Source organism: Campylobacter sp. BCW_4338, from assembly GCF_001763255.1.
Lineage (GTDB): Bacteria > Campylobacterota > Campylobacteria > Campylobacterales > Campylobacteraceae > Campylobacter_D > Campylobacter_D jejuni.
Genome location: NZ_MJYJ01000016.1, coordinates 1 through 16,327, shown reverse-complemented (window position 1 = coordinate 16,327; position 16,327 = coordinate 1). Strand labels below are relative to the sequence as shown.

Annotated in this window: 17 protein-coding genes and 1 pseudogene; 17 read left to right on the top strand and 1 reads right to left on the bottom strand. The window is 30.4% G+C overall.

Features of this window, described 5'->3' with window-relative positions; translation table 11 throughout:
* Positions 1 to 2 precede the first annotated feature (2 nt).
* The 14 genes from AJN69_RS01705 to purU all read left to right on the top strand — a co-directional run bounded on the left by AJN69_RS01705 (position 3) and on the right by purU (position 12,655).
* Positions 3 to 2,033, top strand: coding sequence for an ATP-dependent helicase (locus tag AJN69_RS01705; protein ID WP_002881715.1), 2,031 nt, complete (start codon positions 3 to 5; stop codon positions 2,031 to 2,033).
* Between the two features lie 41 nt (positions 2,034 to 2,074).
* Positions 2,075 to 2,815 (top strand): AcfC family adhesin PEB2, encoded by a 741-nt coding sequence (gene peb2, locus AJN69_RS01700; RefSeq protein WP_002881716.1) that lies wholly within the window; start codon positions 2,075 to 2,077, stop codon positions 2,813 to 2,815.
* A gap of 97 nt (positions 2,816 to 2,912) precedes the next feature.
* Entirely contained in the window at positions 2,913 to 3,440 is a 528-nt protein-coding gene (tpx, locus tag AJN69_RS01695) for a thiol peroxidase (protein WP_002856712.1), read from the top strand.
* 223 nt (positions 3,441 to 3,663) lie between these two features.
* The gene (gene napA, locus AJN69_RS01690) at positions 3,664 to 6,438 is read left to right on the top strand and encodes a periplasmic nitrate reductase subunit alpha (RefSeq protein WP_044780312.1); all 2,775 of its coding nucleotides are present in this window, start codon (positions 3,664 to 3,666) and stop codon (positions 6,436 to 6,438) included.
* 17 nt (positions 6,439 to 6,455) lie between these two features.
* Positions 6,456 to 7,196: a ferredoxin-type protein NapG gene (gene napG / locus AJN69_RS01685; RefSeq protein WP_044780313.1), complete on the top strand. Its 741-nt coding sequence runs from the start codon at positions 6,456 to 6,458 to the stop codon at positions 7,194 to 7,196.
* The gene (napH, locus tag AJN69_RS01680) at positions 7,193 to 7,975 is read left to right on the top strand and encodes a quinol dehydrogenase ferredoxin subunit NapH (protein ID WP_079264427.1); all 783 of its coding nucleotides are present in this window, start codon (positions 7,193 to 7,195) and stop codon (positions 7,973 to 7,975) included. Before napG ends, napH begins: the two co-directional genes overlap by 4 nt.
* Positions 7,972 to 8,496 (top strand): nitrate reductase cytochrome c-type subunit, encoded by a 525-nt coding sequence (locus tag AJN69_RS01675; protein ID WP_079860290.1) that lies wholly within the window; start codon positions 7,972 to 7,974, stop codon positions 8,494 to 8,496. Before napH ends, AJN69_RS01675 begins: the two co-directional genes overlap by 4 nt.
* 4 nt (positions 8,497 to 8,500) lie before the next feature.
* Positions 8,501 to 9,415 carry a WD40 repeat domain-containing protein gene (locus tag AJN69_RS01670; protein ID WP_070209829.1) on the top strand — a complete coding sequence of 305 codons (915 nt, stop codon included), beginning with the start codon at positions 8,501 to 8,503 and terminating at the stop codon, positions 9,413 to 9,415.
* Entirely contained in the window at positions 9,408 to 9,746 is a 339-nt protein-coding gene (locus AJN69_RS01665; protein WP_061210770.1) for a chaperone NapD, read from the top strand. The genes AJN69_RS01670 and AJN69_RS01665 overlap by 8 nt, the downstream gene beginning before the upstream one ends.
* Positions 9,747 to 9,758: 12 nt before the next feature.
* Positions 9,759 to 9,932: a Sec-independent protein translocase subunit TatA2 gene (gene tatA2, locus AJN69_RS01660; RefSeq protein ID WP_002876097.1), complete on the top strand. Its 174-nt coding sequence runs from the start codon at positions 9,759 to 9,761 to the stop codon at positions 9,930 to 9,932.
* Positions 9,933 to 10,010: 78 nt separating this feature from the next.
* Entirely contained in the window at positions 10,011 to 10,259 is a 249-nt protein-coding gene (locus tag AJN69_RS01655) for a tetratricopeptide repeat protein (protein ID WP_002859818.1), read from the top strand.
* A complete protein-coding gene (locus AJN69_RS01650; RefSeq protein ID WP_070209828.1) occupies positions 10,256 to 10,747 on the top strand; it encodes a CiaD-like domain-containing protein in 492 nt (163 codons plus the stop codon). Before AJN69_RS01655 ends, AJN69_RS01650 begins: the two co-directional genes overlap by 4 nt.
* The gene (locus tag AJN69_RS01645; protein WP_032599965.1) at positions 10,716 to 11,834 is read left to right on the top strand and encodes a CCA tRNA nucleotidyltransferase; all 1,119 of its coding nucleotides are present in this window, start codon (positions 10,716 to 10,718) and stop codon (positions 11,832 to 11,834) included. Before AJN69_RS01650 ends, AJN69_RS01645 begins: the two co-directional genes overlap by 32 nt.
* A complete protein-coding gene (purU, locus tag AJN69_RS01640; protein WP_002881724.1) occupies positions 11,831 to 12,655 on the top strand; it encodes a formyltetrahydrofolate deformylase in 825 nt (274 codons plus the stop codon). The genes AJN69_RS01645 and purU overlap by 4 nt, the downstream gene beginning before the upstream one ends.
* Here purU and AJN69_RS01635 read toward each other — a convergent pair.
* On the bottom strand, positions 12,652 to 13,926 hold the full coding sequence (locus tag AJN69_RS01635; RefSeq protein WP_002860760.1) for an aminotransferase class V-fold PLP-dependent enzyme: 1,275 nt from the start codon (positions 13,924 to 13,926) through the stop codon (positions 12,652 to 12,654). The two genes, purU and AJN69_RS01635, sit on opposite strands and share 4 nt — an antisense overlap.
* Before the next feature lie 35 nt (positions 13,927 to 13,961).
* Between AJN69_RS01635 and AJN69_RS01630 the strand changes: the two genes are divergently transcribed.
* From AJN69_RS01630 to AJN69_RS01620, 3 genes and pseudogenes are all read left to right on the top strand, one after another.
* A complete protein-coding gene (locus tag AJN69_RS01630) occupies positions 13,962 to 14,840 on the top strand; it encodes a DUF234 domain-containing protein (RefSeq protein ID WP_079396825.1) in 879 nt (292 codons plus the stop codon).
* A gap of 3 nt (positions 14,841 to 14,843) precedes the next feature.
* Positions 14,844 to 15,863, top strand: coding sequence for a fla regulon two-component system sensor histidine kinase FlgS (gene flgS, locus AJN69_RS01625; RefSeq protein ID WP_002881726.1), 1,020 nt, complete (start codon positions 14,844 to 14,846; stop codon positions 15,861 to 15,863).
* A 98-nt stretch (positions 15,864 to 15,961) separates the two neighbouring features.
* Positions 15,962 to 16,327 (top strand): annotated as a pseudogene (locus AJN69_RS01620) (hypothetical protein); the annotation flags it as partial.

Here is a 16,327-nt window from a genome sequence, read left to right as displayed (position 1 = left end):
TAATGCCACTTTCAAAATTAAATAATGAACAATATCTTGCCGCTACTGCTGATTTTGGACACAATCTTGTTATTGCAAGTGCAGGGACGGGAAAAACTTCTACTATTGTTGCAAGAATTTCTTATCTTTTAAGCAAGGGAGTGGCACCTCAAAAAATTATGCTTTTGACTTTCACAAATAAAGCCAGTAAAGAAATGATAGGGCGTTTAGGGAAATTTTTTGATAAAAATATTACCAGTAAAATACTTGCAGGAACTTTTCATAGTACGGCTTATACCTTACTTAGAAATGCGGATAAAAATATAGCCTTAAAGCAAGCAAGCGAGTTAAAAACTCTACTTAAAAGTGTCTATGAAAAAAGAACTTTTAGGCATTTAAGTGATATAAAACCTTATCAATCAAGTTATTTATATGATCTTTATTCTTTGTTTCAAAACAAAGCGCACAATCAAGATTTTTATACTTGGTTTTGCCAAAACTACGAAGATCAAAGTATTTATGCTGAAATTTATGAAGATATTTTAAAAGAATATGATAATGAAAAAAAGCGTTTTAATTATGTAGATTTTAATGACTTGCTTATCAATCTAAAAGATCTTTTAAAAGAAGAAAAATATGAATTTGATGAAATTTTAGTAGATGAATATCAAGACACAAATACTTTGCAAAGTTCCTTAATAGAGGCTTTTCATAGTAAAAGTTTGTTTTGCGTAGGGGATTATGATCAAAGTATTTATGCTTTTAATGGAGCGGATATTAATATCATAGGTGGGTTTAAAGATCGTTTTAAAGATGCAAAAATTTTTTCTTTAAATAAAAACTACCGTTCATCAAGAAGTATTTTAGCTTTGGCTAATAAAGTGATTTTAAATAATGAAAGATTATATCCAAAAGAACTTATTGTTACAAGAAATGATGAGTTTAAAGCCCCATCTTTGCTTACTTTTGAAGAATTATTTGATCAGTATCAAAATATAGCCAAAATGATACTTACAAGTGGAGTAAGTTTGGAAGAAATTGCCGTGATTTTTCGCAACAACTCAAGTGCTGATGGGGTTGAAGTAGCTTTAAGGGAGCAGGGCATTGCAAGTATGAGAAAGGGAAGTGGAAGTTTTTTTGAAAGTTTAGAAGTTAAAGCTTTTAGCTCCATGCTTGCTCTTGTGGTAAATCCTAAAGATATCATGGCTTTTATTCATTTGGTTCAATATACCAAAGGTGTGGGTGGAGTTTTAGCAAAAGAAATTTTTGACGCACTTTTAAAATTAGGGCATGGAAATTTAATAAAAGGTTTTTTAGATCCTGATAAAAATGTAAATTTGCAAAATCATCAAAAAAGAAATTATCAACTTGGACTTTTTGCGGATTTAGAAGAATTAGCCAGCGAAACTCGTTTTAAATTTGAGAGCGAATTTGATGCACATCCTATTTTAAGACTTTCAAAAATCAATGATTTGTGCGCTAGAAATTTGGAAAAAATCTATCTTTTTTTAAAAAAAGCTATGGAAATAAAACATTCTTTGACTTTAGTCAATTTAATTTGTGAAAATTCTTTTTATAGAGAAATTTGCGAAGAACTTGCAACCAAAAGAGCGACAAATAAAGCAGGGCAGGTGGATTTATTAAGAAAGAGTGAAAATTTAGAAAAAATAGAAACAAAATTCAATGTTTTAAAAGAGCTTACAAAAAATTATAGCGATATTTACAAGTATTATAATTTTCTAACTTTAGGTGCAAGCGAAATGAGTAGTGGCAAAGGAGTTAATTTGCTTAGCGTGCATGCAAGTAAGGGCTTGGAATTTGATCTTGTTTTTGTGATTGATCTTGCGCAAGGTCGCTTTCCTAATCAAAAGCTTATGGGAATGGGTGGAAGCTTAGAAGAAGAAAGAAGACTTTTTTATGTTGCGGTAACTAGGGCAAAAAATATACTTTATTTAAGTTATGCTAAATATGATAAAAACAAAAAAACTTCTTTCGCTCCTTCTCGTTTTCTTATAGAAGCAGGGCTTTGCAAGGGAGAGTTAACTATAGATTGATAGAATTTTCTTTCATTATATTATAAAGAAAGGTTTATTTTATGAAAAAAATATTAATTTTAAGTTTAGCAGCAGCAAGTTTTTTAAATGCTGAAATTTTAGTTTATGGTCCAGGTGGTCCTGCTCCTGTACTAAAAGAGCTTGCTTTAAAATTTGAAGAAAAAACAAAAGAAAAGGTGATTGTAACTGCAGGTCCAACTCCAGCTTGGATAGATAAAGCAAAAGAAAATGCAGATTTGATTTTTTCAGGCAATACTTCAATGATGGATGATTTTGCTAAAAAAATTCCAAGTTTAAGTTTAGAAAATTTAAGCGTTTTAAATATGCGTCCATCAGGTATTATCGTGCGTCCAAATAATCCAAAAAATATTAAAAATTTTGAAGACATTTTAAAAGATGGCGTAAATGTTATGGTGGTTGATGGTGCAGGACAAGTTGGACTTTATGAAGATATGGCTTTAAAAAGTGCAAAAAGAGAAAATTTGGTAAAATTACGTAAAAATATAAAAATTTATGCTAAAAATTCCAAAGCCGCCGTAGATGAGTGGAATAACAATCCAAATATCGATGCTTTAATTATTTGGTCTCATTGGGCAAAGGCTTTAGGCGATGATAAAGCTTTATTTATCAAAGATAAAAATGCAGTGATTTATCGTGCAGCTGAAATAGCTCCTACAAAAAAAGGTTTAGAAAATAAAAAAGCTTTAGAATTTGTCGATTTTATTAAGAGTAAAGAAGCTCAAAAAGTGTGGAAAAAATATACTTGGAAAGAAGTAAAATAATTTTCAGTGAAATTAAAAATAATTAATGTTTATAGGATATAATCACTCCTAAAACATTAATTGCAATAATGTTTAAAATATCAAAAAAGGAAATTAAATGAGTACAGTAAATTTTAAAGGAAATCCTGTAAAACTTAAAGGAAATTCAGTAGAAGTTGGAGCAGATGCTCCTAAGGTAAATCTTAAAGCTAAAGATTTAAGCGTGATTGAAATCGGTGCAGCGGGTAAAACTCAAATCATTTTAAGTGTTCCAAGCTTAGATACACCAGTTTGTGCTACAGAAGCTAGAGAATTTAATAAAAAAGTAGCCAGTTACAATGGTGCTGAAGTGATTGTAGTAAGTATGGACTTACCTTTTGCTATGGGAAGATTTTGCAGTACAGAAGGTATTGAAAATTTAAGTGTTGCAAGTGATTTTGTGGCAAAAGAATTTGGTGAAAAATATGGTGTTTTGATAAATGAAGGTGCTTTAGAAGGGCTTTTAGCTCGTGCCGTATTTGTGATTAAAGAGGGTAAAGTGGCATATAAAGAACTTGTAAATGAAATCACAGAAATGCCAGATATTGCAAAACTTGATGCATTTTTTGGTGGTTCTAGCTGCTGCGGTGGTTGTGGTTGCCATTAATTTTGATTAAGCCCATTCTTAGGGCTTAATTTTTACATCTTCATTTTTTTATTATTTTAAGTTGATTATTTTTAATATTTATTTTGTGTAAGAATAATATAAAAAGGACAATAAAACTCCTATAAAATAGAGCTTTAAAATTATTATTTTTATTAAAATTTCAAGAGATTTTTATACTCCATTTTTTATAATAAGATGATTTTTTTATTTTGGAGGAATAAGGATGAATAGAAGGGATTTTATTAAAAATACCGCTATTGCAAGTGCTGCTAGTGTTGCAGGACTTAGTGTTCCAAGCTCTATGCTTGGCGCGCAAGAAGAAGATTGGAAATGGGATAAGGCTGTTTGTAGATTTTGTGGAACTGGCTGTGGAATTATGATAGCCAGAAAAGATGGCAAAATCGTAGCAACAAAAGGCGATCCTGCAGCACCCGTAAATCGCGGACTTAATTGCATCAAAGGTTATTTTAATGCTAAAATCATGTATGGTGAAGATCGCCTTGTTATGCCTTTGCTTCGCATGAATGAAAAAGGCGAATTTGATAAAAAAGGCAAATTTCAACAGGTTTCTTGGCAAAGAGCTTTTGATGAAATGGAAAAACAATTTAAAAAAGCCTACAATGAACTCGGCGTTACAGGTATAGGGATTTTTGGTAGTGGGCAATACACTATCCAAGAAGGTTATGCTGCTTTAAAACTTGCAAAAGCGGGTTTTAGAACAAACAATATCGATCCAAATGCAAGACATTGTATGGCCTCTGCAGTGGTTGGTTTTATGCAAACTTTTGGTGTAGATGAACCATCAGGCTGTTATGATGATATAGAACTTACAGATACTATCATCACTTGGGGAGCTAATATGGCTGAAATGCACCCAATCCTTTGGTCAAGAGTAAGTGATAGAAAACTAAGTAATCTTGATAAGGTCAAAGTTGTTAATCTAAGCACTTTTTCTAACCGTACTTCAAATATTGCTGATATTGAAATTATTTTTAAACCAAATACAGATTTGGCTATTTGGAACTACATAGCAAGAGAGATTGTTTATAATCATCCAGAGGCTATGGATATGAAATTTATCAAAGATCACTGTGTATTTGCAACTGGTTATGCTGATATTGGTTATGGTATGAGAAATAATCCAAATCATCCAAAATTTAAAGAAAGTGAAAAAGATACAGTTGAAAAAGAAAATGTAATCACTTTAGACGATGAAGAGGCTACTTCTTTATCTTATCTTGGCGTTAAAGCGGGTGATAAATTCGAAATGAAACATCAAGGTGTGGCTGATAAAAACTGGGAAATTTCTTTTGAAGAATTTAAAAAAGGTTTAGCCCCTTATACTTTGGAATACACTGCAAAGGTAGCCAAAGGTGATGATAATGAGTCTTTGGAAGATTTTAAGAAAAAACTTCAAGAATTAGCTAATCTTTACATAGAGAAAAATCGCAAAGTCGTAAGTTTTTGGACTATGGGCTTTAATCAACATACAAGAGGTTCTTGGGTAAATGAACAAGCTTATATGGTGCATTTTTTACTAGGAAAGCAAGCTAAACCAGGTAGTGGAGCCTTTTCTTTAACAGGGCAGCCAAGTGCTTGCGGAACGGCTAGGGAAGTAGGGACTTTCTCGCATCGTTTACCTGCGGATATGGTTGTGGCAAATCCAAAACACAGAGAAATTTCTGAAAAAATTTGGAAAGTTCCTGCAAAGACCATCAACCCAAAACCAGGTTCTCCTTATCTTAATATCATGAGAGATTTAGAAGATGGAAAAATTAAATTTGCATGGGTGCAAGTGAATAATCCATGGCAAAACACTGCAAATGCAAATCACTGGATCGCAGCAGCAAGAGAAATGGATAATTTTATTGTTGTAAGTGATTGTTATCCTGGAATTTCAGCAAAAGTAGCTGATCTTATTTTACCAAGTGCTATGATTTATGAAAAATGGGGTGCTTATGGTAATGCTGAAAGAAGAACTCAACATTGGAAACAACAAGTTTTACCTGTAGGTGCTGCCATGAGTGATACTTGGCAAATTTTAGAATTCGCAAAACGCTTTAAGCTTAAAGAGGTTTGGAAAGAACAAAAAGTAGATGATAAACTTACCTTGCCAAGCGTTTTAGAAGAGGCAAAAGCTATGGGTTATAGCGAAGATGATACACTTTTTGATGTGCTATTTGCCAATAAAGAAGCAAAAAGCTTTAATCCAAACGATGCTATCGCAAAAGGCTTTGATAATACTGATGTTAAAGGCGATGAGAGAAAAATTCAAGGCAGTGACGGAAAAGAATTTGCAGGCTATGGCTTTTTCGTTCAAAAATACCTTTGGGAAGAATATCGTAAATTTGGCTTAGGACACGGCCATGATTTAGCGGATTTTGATACCTATCATAAAGTAAGGGGTTTAAGATGGCCTGTGGTTAATGGCAAGGAAACACAGTGGAGATTTAATACTAAATTTGATTATTATGCTAAAAAAGCGGCTCCAAATTCAGATTTTGCTTTTTATGGTGATTTTAACAAAATGCTTACAAATGGAGATTTAATAGCTCCTAAAGATGAAAAAGAGCACAGTATTAAAAATAAGGCTAAAATTTTCTTTAGGCCATTTATGAAAGCACCTGAAAGACCAAGCAAAGAGTATCCATTCTGGCTTGCAACAGGAAGGGTTTTAGAGCATTGGCATAGTGGAACTATGACTATGCGTGTGCCTGAGCTTTACCGTGCTGTCCCTGAAGCGCTTTGCTATATGAGTGAGAAAGATGGAGAGAAATTAGGCTTAAATCAAGGTGATTTGGTTTGGGTGGAATCTCGTCGTGGTAAAGTAAAAGCAAGAGTAGATATGCGTGGAAGAAACAAACCGCCTGTAGGACTTGTGTATGTGCCGTGGTTTGATGAGAATGTATATATCAATAAAGTTACTTTGGATGCGACTTGTCCGCTTTCAAAACAAACTGACTTTAAAAAATGTGCTGTAAAAATTTATAAGGCTTAATTTAGGGTTTTGATTAAATGAAAGGTAGAAGAGAATTTTTCGTTAGCGCCTTTAAGGCTGCATGTTTATGTACAGGAGGTGGATTTTTGGTTAATTTGACTTTAAAAGCCGATGATAATTATGCCTTGCGTCCTCCTGGGGCTGAAGATGAAGCTAGATTTTTAAGCAAATGTATTCGTTGTGGGCTTTGTGTAAAAGCCTGTCCTTATAATACTTTAAAGCTCGCTAGCTTGTTAGATAGTCCAAAAAATGGCACGCCTTTTTTTAGAGCAAGAGAAATTCCTTGTTATCTTTGTAAGGATATTCCTTGCATTAGAGAATGTCCAACTGATGCTTTAGATAAAAAGCATTTAGAGCAGGGTATAGAATCCTTGAAAATGGGTATTGCTATTGTTGATAGTGCTTCTTGTGTGGCACACTGGGGAATTCAATGTGATGCTTGTTATAGAGCTTGTCCTTTGATAGATAAGGCTTTAAAACTTGAGCTTAAACGCAATGAACGCACCGCCAAACATGCTTTTTTACTACCTAGTGTGGATCATGAAGTGTGTGTAGGTTGTGGGCTTTGTGAACTTGCTTGTATTACTGAAAAACCGGCCATTCGTGTTTTACCAAGGGAGTATGTATTGGGAAAAGCAGGATCTCATTATGTAAAAGGCTGGGATGAAAAAGATGAAGGTCGTATAAAAAATACAGATACTTCAAAACATTTTAATGCTAAAAAAGCAACCAATTATTTAAATGATGGAGAACTGTGATGAAGTATTTAATTGCTAGACGCATCGTTCAGCTTGGAATTTTAGCGCTTTTTAGTTTTAAAGCTACAGATTTTATCTTGCAGGGAAATTTAAGTTCTTCTAGACTTTTTAATACCATACCTTTAAGCGATCCTTTTGCGGTTTTGCAAATCATTTTAGCAAGCTGGAGTATAGATTTAATGGCTTTAATAGGAGCTTTGATTATATTTTTTATCTATGGTTTGCTTTTAGGAAGGGTTTTTTGCTCTTGGGTTTGTCCTGTTAATTTAATCACAGATTTTGCTGCTTTTGTGCGAAATAAATTAACCCTTAATAATAAATTTTTAATTTTGCCTAAAAATTTACGCTATTTTGTGTTGGTCTTGGTTTTAGTCCTTTCTTTTGTATTTTCATTACCTGTGTTTGAAAGTTTTTCTTATATAGGAATAATACATAGAGGGATTATTTTTACTACAAGTTCTTGGATTTTTGTAGCCTTTATACTTTTTTGTATCGATACTTTTTTAAGTCCTAGGGCAATTTGTTCACATTTTTGTCCACTAGGAGCTTTTTATGCTTTTATTTCTCGTTTTGCTTTGCTTAAAATAAAGCATGATAGTGATAAATGCACTAAATGTTATGAATGTATCCGTATTTGTCCTGAAAAACAGGTTTTGTGGATGGTTGGAAAAGAAAGTACTAGCGTGAAATCAGGAGAGTGTATAAGGTGTGCAAGGTGTATAGAAGTTTGTAATGATGATGCTTTGAATTTTAATATTTTTGATTTAAGGAATAAATGATGAAGAAGAAATTGGTTTTATTAGGAAGTGCTGCAGTGGTATTTTTTGCCGCTTGTGCAATGAATAGTGGGGTAAGTTCGGAACAAATTGGACTTAGAAAAGCAAGTTTAGAAAATGAAAATAAAGTAAATTTAGTGGAAGCAAATTTCACAACTTTACAACCTGGGGAATCTACTCGTTTTGAGCGTTCTTATGAAAATGCACCACCATTAATTCCGCATGCTATTGAAGATTTGTTACCTATAACTAAAGATAACAATATGTGCTTAAGCTGCCATGATAAGGCTATAGCAGCAGATGCTGGTGCAACTCCACTTCCTGCTAGTCATTATTATGATTTTAGACACAATAAAACCACAGAAGATATGATTAGCGATAGTCGTTTTAATTGCACTCAGTGTCATGTTCCACAAAGCGATGCAAAACCTTTGGTGGGAAATAGCTTTAAACCTGAATTTAAAAATGAACAATTAAAAAGTCGTTCAAATTTAATTGATGTGATTAATGAGGGTGTAAAGTAAATAAATGAAAAAAATTCTTTTTATTTTGAGTCTTTTTTGTGTTTTGTCTTATGCTTATGAGCTGAAATTAAATGCTAATATAACAGCTTTAAAGCTTGATAAGCAAAACTTATATATAGGCACTGATAAAGGTGAAATTTTACAATATAACATTAAAGATAAAAGTTTAAAAGAACTTTTATCTTTGCCAAAGATTAAAAATTATTATGGTGATGATTTTGCTAAAATTTACAACATTGATATTTTTAAACATACACTTTTAATACTTAGCGAGGGTGATTTTGGTGCTAAAAATTTAAGTTTTTATAAGGAAAATTTACAAATCAAAAAGCTCGAAGAAAATAGCATAATAAAAGCATTTTTTATCAATGAAAACACTTATCTTTTGATTTCTATTGGTTCTGAAATAGAATTGATTGATAAAAGTTTAAAAAATATAAAAAAATTTAATTTTTCTCATTCTAGTCTTAATGATGCAGTTTTAAATGAAGATAAGAGTATGCTGGTTGCAGGTTTTGAGAGTGGTGAAGTGGAGCTTTTTGATTTGAAAAATTGGAAGATGTTAAAAAACTATGATAAAATGCATAAAGATAATATCTATCAAGTAGATTTTAAAAATAATGTTATTTTAAGTTGTGGAACGGATAGGCGTATAGGAGTTGTAAAAAATGAAGAGCAAAATTTTTTACAAAAAGATTTTTTGATATATACTTGCGCTTTAAGTCCTAATGGAGAATTGGCTGTTTATAGTGATAACGAAGCTGGAGTTAGTGAAGTTTTTAGCACAAGTGATTTTAAGCCTGTTAAAACTTTTAATAATGAAAATTTGATGAGTGAGTTTATTATTTTTTTAAACAATAAAGATTTTATTGTTTCAGGCTTTGGTGATAGTATAATGTTTAGGAGTATTGATGAATAATCTTTCTAGTGTTTTGATTTTAGCAAAAGAAGAATATATAAATGATTTAAAAAAGGCTATATCTGAAATTCCTTTTTGTTCTGTAGAACTTTGTAAAAATGAAAAGATTATAGTTGTGATTGAAAGTGAAAATTTAGAAGATGAATTAAACTCTTATAAAATGCTTGAGAAATTGCCAAATATTATCAGTATTAATATGGTTTTTTCTTATCAAGATTTAAATGATGATATCCAAAAAGCAATCAATAGCGGCGCAATAGAAACGATAGAAAAAAATGAAAATGCTGAGAATATTCGCTACTATGGTAGTGTATTTAATCAATTTTCTTAAAGTGTAAAGTATATGGTATTTTTAATCCCATTGCTTATTGTAATTGGTGTTATTTTTGGAATTGATTATGTGTATTTTAAAAATCAAGATTTAAAAGTGCAAGTTAAAAAAGAACAAAAAGAATTAAATTCTAGCTTAGAGAAAGAAAAAAAAGAATATATAGAAAAATTGTTTAAAACAAAATAGACATTAAAAATCATATTATTTTCTTAAAGATAAATTAAAAAGCTTTTTGCTAGAATTAAAGAAAAATTTTAGGAAACAGTGATGAAAAATACAGTCACTGAAGCTTCTATCTATGAGGCTCAAGGGTTAAAAGACGAAGCTTTAGAAATTTATAAAAATATCTTAAAAGAAGATCCAGATAACCAAAACGCTATCGATGCGGTTCGTCGTCTTAGTGGTTTTAGATCCAAGCATAAAGATTTAAACACTCAAATGTTGGATTTTTTTATTAATATGAAAAGCGATGAAGAAATTAATGAATTTAAAAGGTGGTTGATAAAAATATGAATTTGGAAGATTTAGCTAAAAAAACCATTAGTGAAGTTAGCTCTATCATAGAAGAGCAAAGAAGACAAAATGAAATTTTAAAAGAACAAGAATTAAGCAGAAAAACTGAAATAAAAGATGAATTACCACCTATGGAGTTTGTATGCGAAGAACTTGATACTCCGCAAGACTTAGAAGATAAAATTTCTATGGCAAAATTTGAAGAAGAGCAAAAAATACAAAATAATATTGAAATTTCTACTCAGGAAAATAAAGAGTTTAAAAAAGAAGAGCCTTTTTTACAAAGTGAAATTTTAAATCCCAGTGTTATGACAGAGGTTCAAACGCTTAATGAGGATATTTTTTTAAAACATCTTAGAGAGAGAATTTTAGTTCTTTTTGAAGGTTTAAATAGCATAAAAAAAGATGATCTTGAAAATAGGTTAAACTTGACCATAAATTTTTTAGAGTTTTTGCTTGCAAATATCGAAGATAAGCTTAAAAAATAATCCCGATTTACAGTTTATCGCTGAGTTTTTAAAGCCTTATACTAAACGAGCGTATTTGGTTGGAGGTAGCGTTAGGGATTTGTTTTTAGGCTTAAAAATTTGTGACTATGATATAGAGCTTTATGATATAAAACCTAAAGATTTTGAAAAGATTATGCAAAAATTGGGCGCACAAGGCCTTGGAAAAAGTTTTTTTGTGCATAAGTTTAAAAATTATGATTTAGCTCTTGCTAGAACCGAAAATAAAATAAGCTATGGACATAAAGGTTTTGAAGTTCAAATTTGTAATGATGAAAAACTTGGCGCCAAAAGACGCGATTTTACCATAAATTCTATGATGATTAATCTTTTTAACGATGAGTTTTTAGATTTTTATGGAGGATTAAAAGATCTAGGAACAGGCTTTTTAAGGCATATTGACAAACAAAGCTTTCAAGAGGATAGTTTAAGAGTGTTAAGAGCGGTAGTATTTGCTTCAAGGTTTAACTTTAAGATAACTAGTGAAAGCTTGAAATTGATGCAAAGTATGGATATAACTGATCTTAGCAAAGATAGGATCAATGCGGAGCTTTATAAATTCTTTAAAAGCCCTAGGCTTGATGTTGGCTATAGATATTTGCAAGAACTTGACTTAGAAAAACAGATTTTTGGGTTTGAGAGTGTTTTTAAGAGTTTGGAATTTCAAAATTTACTCAGACAAAGTAGAGAATTTGTAAAAAGCGATGCTTTATTCTTGTATTTGTATTTGAATTTTTTTAATTTAGAAAAAGATATATTTTTTAAAAGAACCAAACTTAAAAAAGAATACCTAAAATACGCAAATCAAGCTTTTTATCTTGATGATATAAGTGATTTTGAACTAGCAAAAATTGCTTTTGAAATGCCTTTGAAGGAATGGCTTGGACTTTGGAGTAAAAAGCGTATTGAGCAAGCTAAAAGATTAAGACTTTATGAGAATAAGTTTGAAAGTAAAATTTTAGCAAAAGATTTCATAAATGCTGGATTTTGTGGTAAAATTCTTGGTTTAAAGATTCAAGAAGCAAGAGAGAATGAATTAAAAGAATATATAAAAGGTTTAGCTAAATGATTTCTGTATTAAAAATTTGCACCAAAGATCAAAAAGGTTTAATCTATAGAATTTCTGATGTTATTTTTAAATATCATATCAATATAGTAAAAAACGATGAATTTGTAGGCGAAGGAATGTTTTTTTTTCGTGCTCTTTTAGAAGCTGAGTTTGATAAAGAAGCTTTTATAGGAACGCTTGAGGCTATGCTTGGACAAGAAGCCTTGATAGAGCTTTGCGAGAAGAGAAAAAAAGATATTGTTGTTTTTGCTACTAAAGAAAGTCATTGTTTGGGAGATTTGCTAATAAAGCATTATAGTAACGAACTTGAGGCAAATATCAAAGCTGTAATTTCAAATCACAACTCTTTAAAGGATTTAGTTGAGAAATTTGAAATTCCTTATCATTTTATCAGTGCTGAAAATTTAGATCGTAAAGAGCAAGAAAATCAGATTTTAAAATGTCTTGAACAATATAAATTTGATTATTTGGTTTTGGCAAAATATATGCGAATTTTATCTCCTGATTTTGTTAAGCATTTTGAAGGTAGGATTATAAATATTCACCATTCTTTCTTGCCTGCATTTATAGGAGCAAATCCTTATAAACAAGCTTTTGAAAGAGGGGTTAAAATAATTGGAGCTACGGCACATTTTGTAAATAATAATCTTGATGAAGGTCCTATTATCACTCAAGCTGTTTCGCCTGTAAACCATGAATTTACTTGGCAAGATATGCAGCAAACAGGTAGAAATATAGAAAAAGATGTTCTTTCAAAAGCACTTGATTTGGCTTTTGAAGATAGAATTTTTATATATAATAATAAAACTATAATATTTTAATGTGATAATTTTATTATAGTTTTATTTAAAGCATTAAAAAAATAATCAATATCCTCTTTTTCATGCGTATAATGCAAACTTATTCTTAACCAGCCTGGTTTTGTTTTAAGTTTTTGATTATCTTTTAAGCCTAGCAAATCATGACCATAAGGCCCAGCACAAGCACATCCAGCGCGTGTTTCTATGTGGTATTTTTTACTAAGTTCGTAAGCGATATCAAAAGGAGAAATTCCTTTGATATTGAAAGCAAAAATAGGCAATCGGGTTTTTAAATTCTTTGCATATAAAATTAAATTAGGTATAGTTTTTAGTTTTTCAAAAAAATAATCTTTTAGAATTTCTTCTTTTTTTTCTATATTTTTAATCCCTATAGAATCTTTGATTTTAAAAGCTAAGCTAGCGCGAATGAGTTGTAAAATTCCAGGTGTTCCTCCTTCTTCTAAAGCTTCTTCATTGCAAAGGTAGCATTGTGAAGTGCGAGAAACATAGCCCACAGTTCCACCTGCTGCAAAGCTAGGCTTGTTTCCACAAAGATCTTTTTTGATGGCTAAAAGTCCAGAACCACCAATACCACCGATTAATTTATGAGAACTTATAAACAACGCATCATAGTATTGGCAAGATATGTTTTTATAGGGAATGAAACTAGATGCATCAAAAGCAACTATCCCTTTAAATTTACGAACCATTTCAGAAATGCGTTTATAATCACTTAATATCCCAGTAACATTTGAAGCCAAAGAAAAGCTAGCGATTATTTTTCTTTTTTTGTTTTTTTGTAAAGTTTTTTCTAGAAAATCAAAATCAATTTCTCCATTTTTATCTAAGGGAATTCTAATGCATTCACACAAGCCTTCTCGAAATGAAAGTTCATTAGAATGATGCTCATAAGGCCCTACGATAACTAAAGGTAAGGTATTTTTATCAATTTGCGTAAAATATCTTTCTTTTACAAGAGGAGGAATGTAAATGCCGATCAATTCTTGAAATTTTTTAATAGCACTGCTTGATCCTGTTCCGCAGGCTATAAGGGCAAAATTTTCATCTAATGATAAACTTTTTTTTATATCTTTTCTTGCTTGTTCGTAAATTTGTTGAGTTTTAAAAGAATTCAAAGAGCTATCAGAATGTGTGTTTGCATAGGTTGGAAGAATTTTTGAAATTTCTTTTTCTACACATTTTAGAGCTAAAGCACTTGCTGTGAAGTCAAAATGCAAAATACCTTTTTTTAAGATCAATTCTTTTTTTAAATCTGAAATTTGCAAATACAATCCTTATAAAAATTTGTTAAAATTATACTATAAAAATGCTTTATAAAAGGAAAAATATAAAATTTAAGAACTTTGTAGATTTGCATAAGAATTTGTCTTTAAGCAAGCTTTTTGATTTTTATAGTGTGTTTGAAGGTTTTGAAAAATTAAACATTTTAAATTTTGAAGATGATGTATTTGCAAATATAGAGCAAATTTTGCTTGATGATTATCTAAAAATTAAAAGTTATTTCGCCTTGGATGAAACAAGTTCTTACGCTCTTACTTTACTAGCTAAAAACAATCGCAAGCGTTTTTCTATCAATAGAAAAATTCAGCATTTTAAAGCTTTATCTACACTTAAATATCTTTTAGAAACAGGTATAATAAAACTTGAGTATAGTAAGGAAGCTAAAAAAATAAAAGATAAAAGACAAAAAATCAAAAAAGAACTAAGATCTTATGTTGTCCAAGATAAGATTATATTTAGCAACCATTTTATTCGTTTCTTTTTTTATTTTTTAAAGCCCAATGAAAAGCTTATTTTGCAAAATCGTTATAAAGAAGTTTTAGAATGCATTAAAGAAAAATTTGAACTTTATCAAAGTTTTTGTTTTGAACAACTTTCTAGAGAATTGCTTGAGAAAAAATTCAATATCAATGGAGTGCAAAGTTACTGGGATAAGAATTTAGAACTTGATCTTTATTATCAAGATGAAAATTTATGTTTTGTCGGAGAAGTTAAATTTAAAAATAAAAAAATTTGTAAAAATATTTTAAATCTTTTAAAATCAAAAGCAAAGTCTTTAAATTTGGCTCCAAATTATTACATTATAATCTCAAAAAATGGTTTTAGCAAGGAATTTGATAAAATATGTGAACAGAATTTGCTTTTACTTGATTTGAATGATTTTAAGATTTTATTAGAGGAATGATAAATGAATGAAAGTATTTTAAAAAGTTTAGACTCAAATGAAAAAGAAACCCTACAAAAAGGCTTAGAAAGTCTTATAGAACAAACTTATGTAATAGAAAATGAATACAAAACTTTAAATGAAAACTATAATTCCTTACGCGCAATGGTTGATGAGATTATAGAGGTGTTGCCTAGTGCACTTTGGATTTTAGATAAAGAAAAAAATATTATTTTACAAAATCAAGAAGCCTTGAAAAATCCAAAATTACTTAGTATCATTAGTCTGGATAAAATTCGTGATGAGCTTGAATTTGAAGGTAGGTTTTATGCGGTAAAAATCATAGCACATAATGAAAAAACTATAGTTTCAGCTATAGATATTAGCGATGAAAAACGCAATGAAAGGCTTGCAAGCATGGGCAGTGTGGCGGCTCATTTGGCACATGAGATAAGAAATCCTATTGGATCTATATCTTTACTTGCTTCAACCCTTTTTGCTCGTAGTGAGCTTAAAAATAAGCATATAGTTCTTGAAATCCAAAAGGCTATTGCTAGAGTAGAGCGTATCGTAAATTCAACTTTACTTTTTACTAAGGGTGTGCACATCAATGCTTTAAATTTTAATCTTTTAGAGTTAAAAGAAGAGTGTGAAAGTGCCATTAACTCTTATAATTTTACTTCTCAAATAGACTTTGAAATATCTTTTTTGGATAAGCAGATTTGTGCTGATAAAGCTCTTCTTGGTTTGGTTTTGCAAAATTTGATTTATAATGCTATTGATGCGATAGAAGAAAGCGAATGTGAAAAGCCTATGATTAAAATTTTAGCAAGTTGTGATAATGAAAAAATATGCATCAGAGTGTATGATAATGGTTGTGAAATAAAAGATGAGAAATTGGTTTTTGAAGCTTTTAAAACAACAAAACTTAAAGGCAATGGGCTTGGTTTGTCTCTTTCTAAAGAAATCATAAACGCTCATAAGGGAGAGTTAAGTTTTCAAAGTGATCCTAAGAATTTTTATTTTACCTTACCTTTGGTGTGATAAATATTTTCTTTTCACCCCAAAACGGAACAGATCTTGCTTATATTATTTTAATATATTTAGATTGAAGGCAGAAAAATCTAAATCAAGGAATTAATATGAGTATCTTTAGCATCAATGATAACTCAAACTATAATTCTATACTTTCACAAGCAAAAGCTAATAAAGAAAGTAAAGAAAATTCTAAAATAAGTTTTGCTAATGCTTTTTTAAAACAAAATGCTAGTAAGTTAAATGAAATTCAAAATGCAAATTCACAAACTCTAGCAAGAAGTGAAGTATTAAATTCTACTAATACAACAAATACTAGCAATAATACTAATTTTAGTATAAGTAGTAAGACAAGTTCTCCTAATTATGATATATCAAGTGAATTTAAAAACTCTATTTATACTCTAAAATACAAACAAGCAGATATAAGTAATACTTCTACTAATACAGCCTATGGTTATAGTGTAGATAAA

Coding starts and splice junctions, on each gene's coding strand:
- AJN69_RS01705 (WP_002881715.1), top strand. CDS start 3: ATGCCACTTTCAAAATTAAATAATGAACAATATCTTGCCGCTACTGCT.
- peb2 (WP_002881716.1), top strand. CDS start 2,075: ATGAAAAAAATATTAATTTTAAGTTTAGCAGCAGCAAGTTTTTTAAAT.
- tpx (WP_002856712.1), top strand. CDS start 2,913: ATGAGTACAGTAAATTTTAAAGGAAATCCTGTAAAACTTAAAGGAAAT.
- napA (WP_044780312.1), top strand. CDS start 3,664: ATGAATAGAAGGGATTTTATTAAAAATACCGCTATTGCAAGTGCTGCT.
- napG (WP_044780313.1), top strand. CDS start 6,456: ATGAAAGGTAGAAGAGAATTTTTCGTTAGCGCCTTTAAGGCTGCATGT.
- AJN69_RS01675 (WP_079860290.1), top strand. CDS start 7,972: ATGATGAAGAAGAAATTGGTTTTATTAGGAAGTGCTGCAGTGGTATTT.
- AJN69_RS01670 (WP_070209829.1), top strand. CDS start 8,501: ATGAAAAAAATTCTTTTTATTTTGAGTCTTTTTTGTGTTTTGTCTTAT.
- AJN69_RS01665 (WP_061210770.1), top strand. CDS start 9,408: ATGAATAATCTTTCTAGTGTTTTGATTTTAGCAAAAGAAGAATATATA.
- tatA2 (WP_002876097.1), top strand. CDS start 9,759: ATGGTATTTTTAATCCCATTGCTTATTGTAATTGGTGTTATTTTTGGA.
- AJN69_RS01650 (WP_070209828.1), top strand. CDS start 10,256: ATGAATTTGGAAGATTTAGCTAAAAAAACCATTAGTGAAGTTAGCTCT.
- purU (WP_002881724.1), top strand. CDS start 11,831: ATGATTTCTGTATTAAAAATTTGCACCAAAGATCAAAAAGGTTTAATC.
- AJN69_RS01630 (WP_079396825.1), top strand. CDS start 13,962: ATGCTTTATAAAAGGAAAAATATAAAATTTAAGAACTTTGTAGATTTG.
- flgS (WP_002881726.1), top strand. CDS start 14,844: ATGAATGAAAGTATTTTAAAAAGTTTAGACTCAAATGAAAAAGAAACC.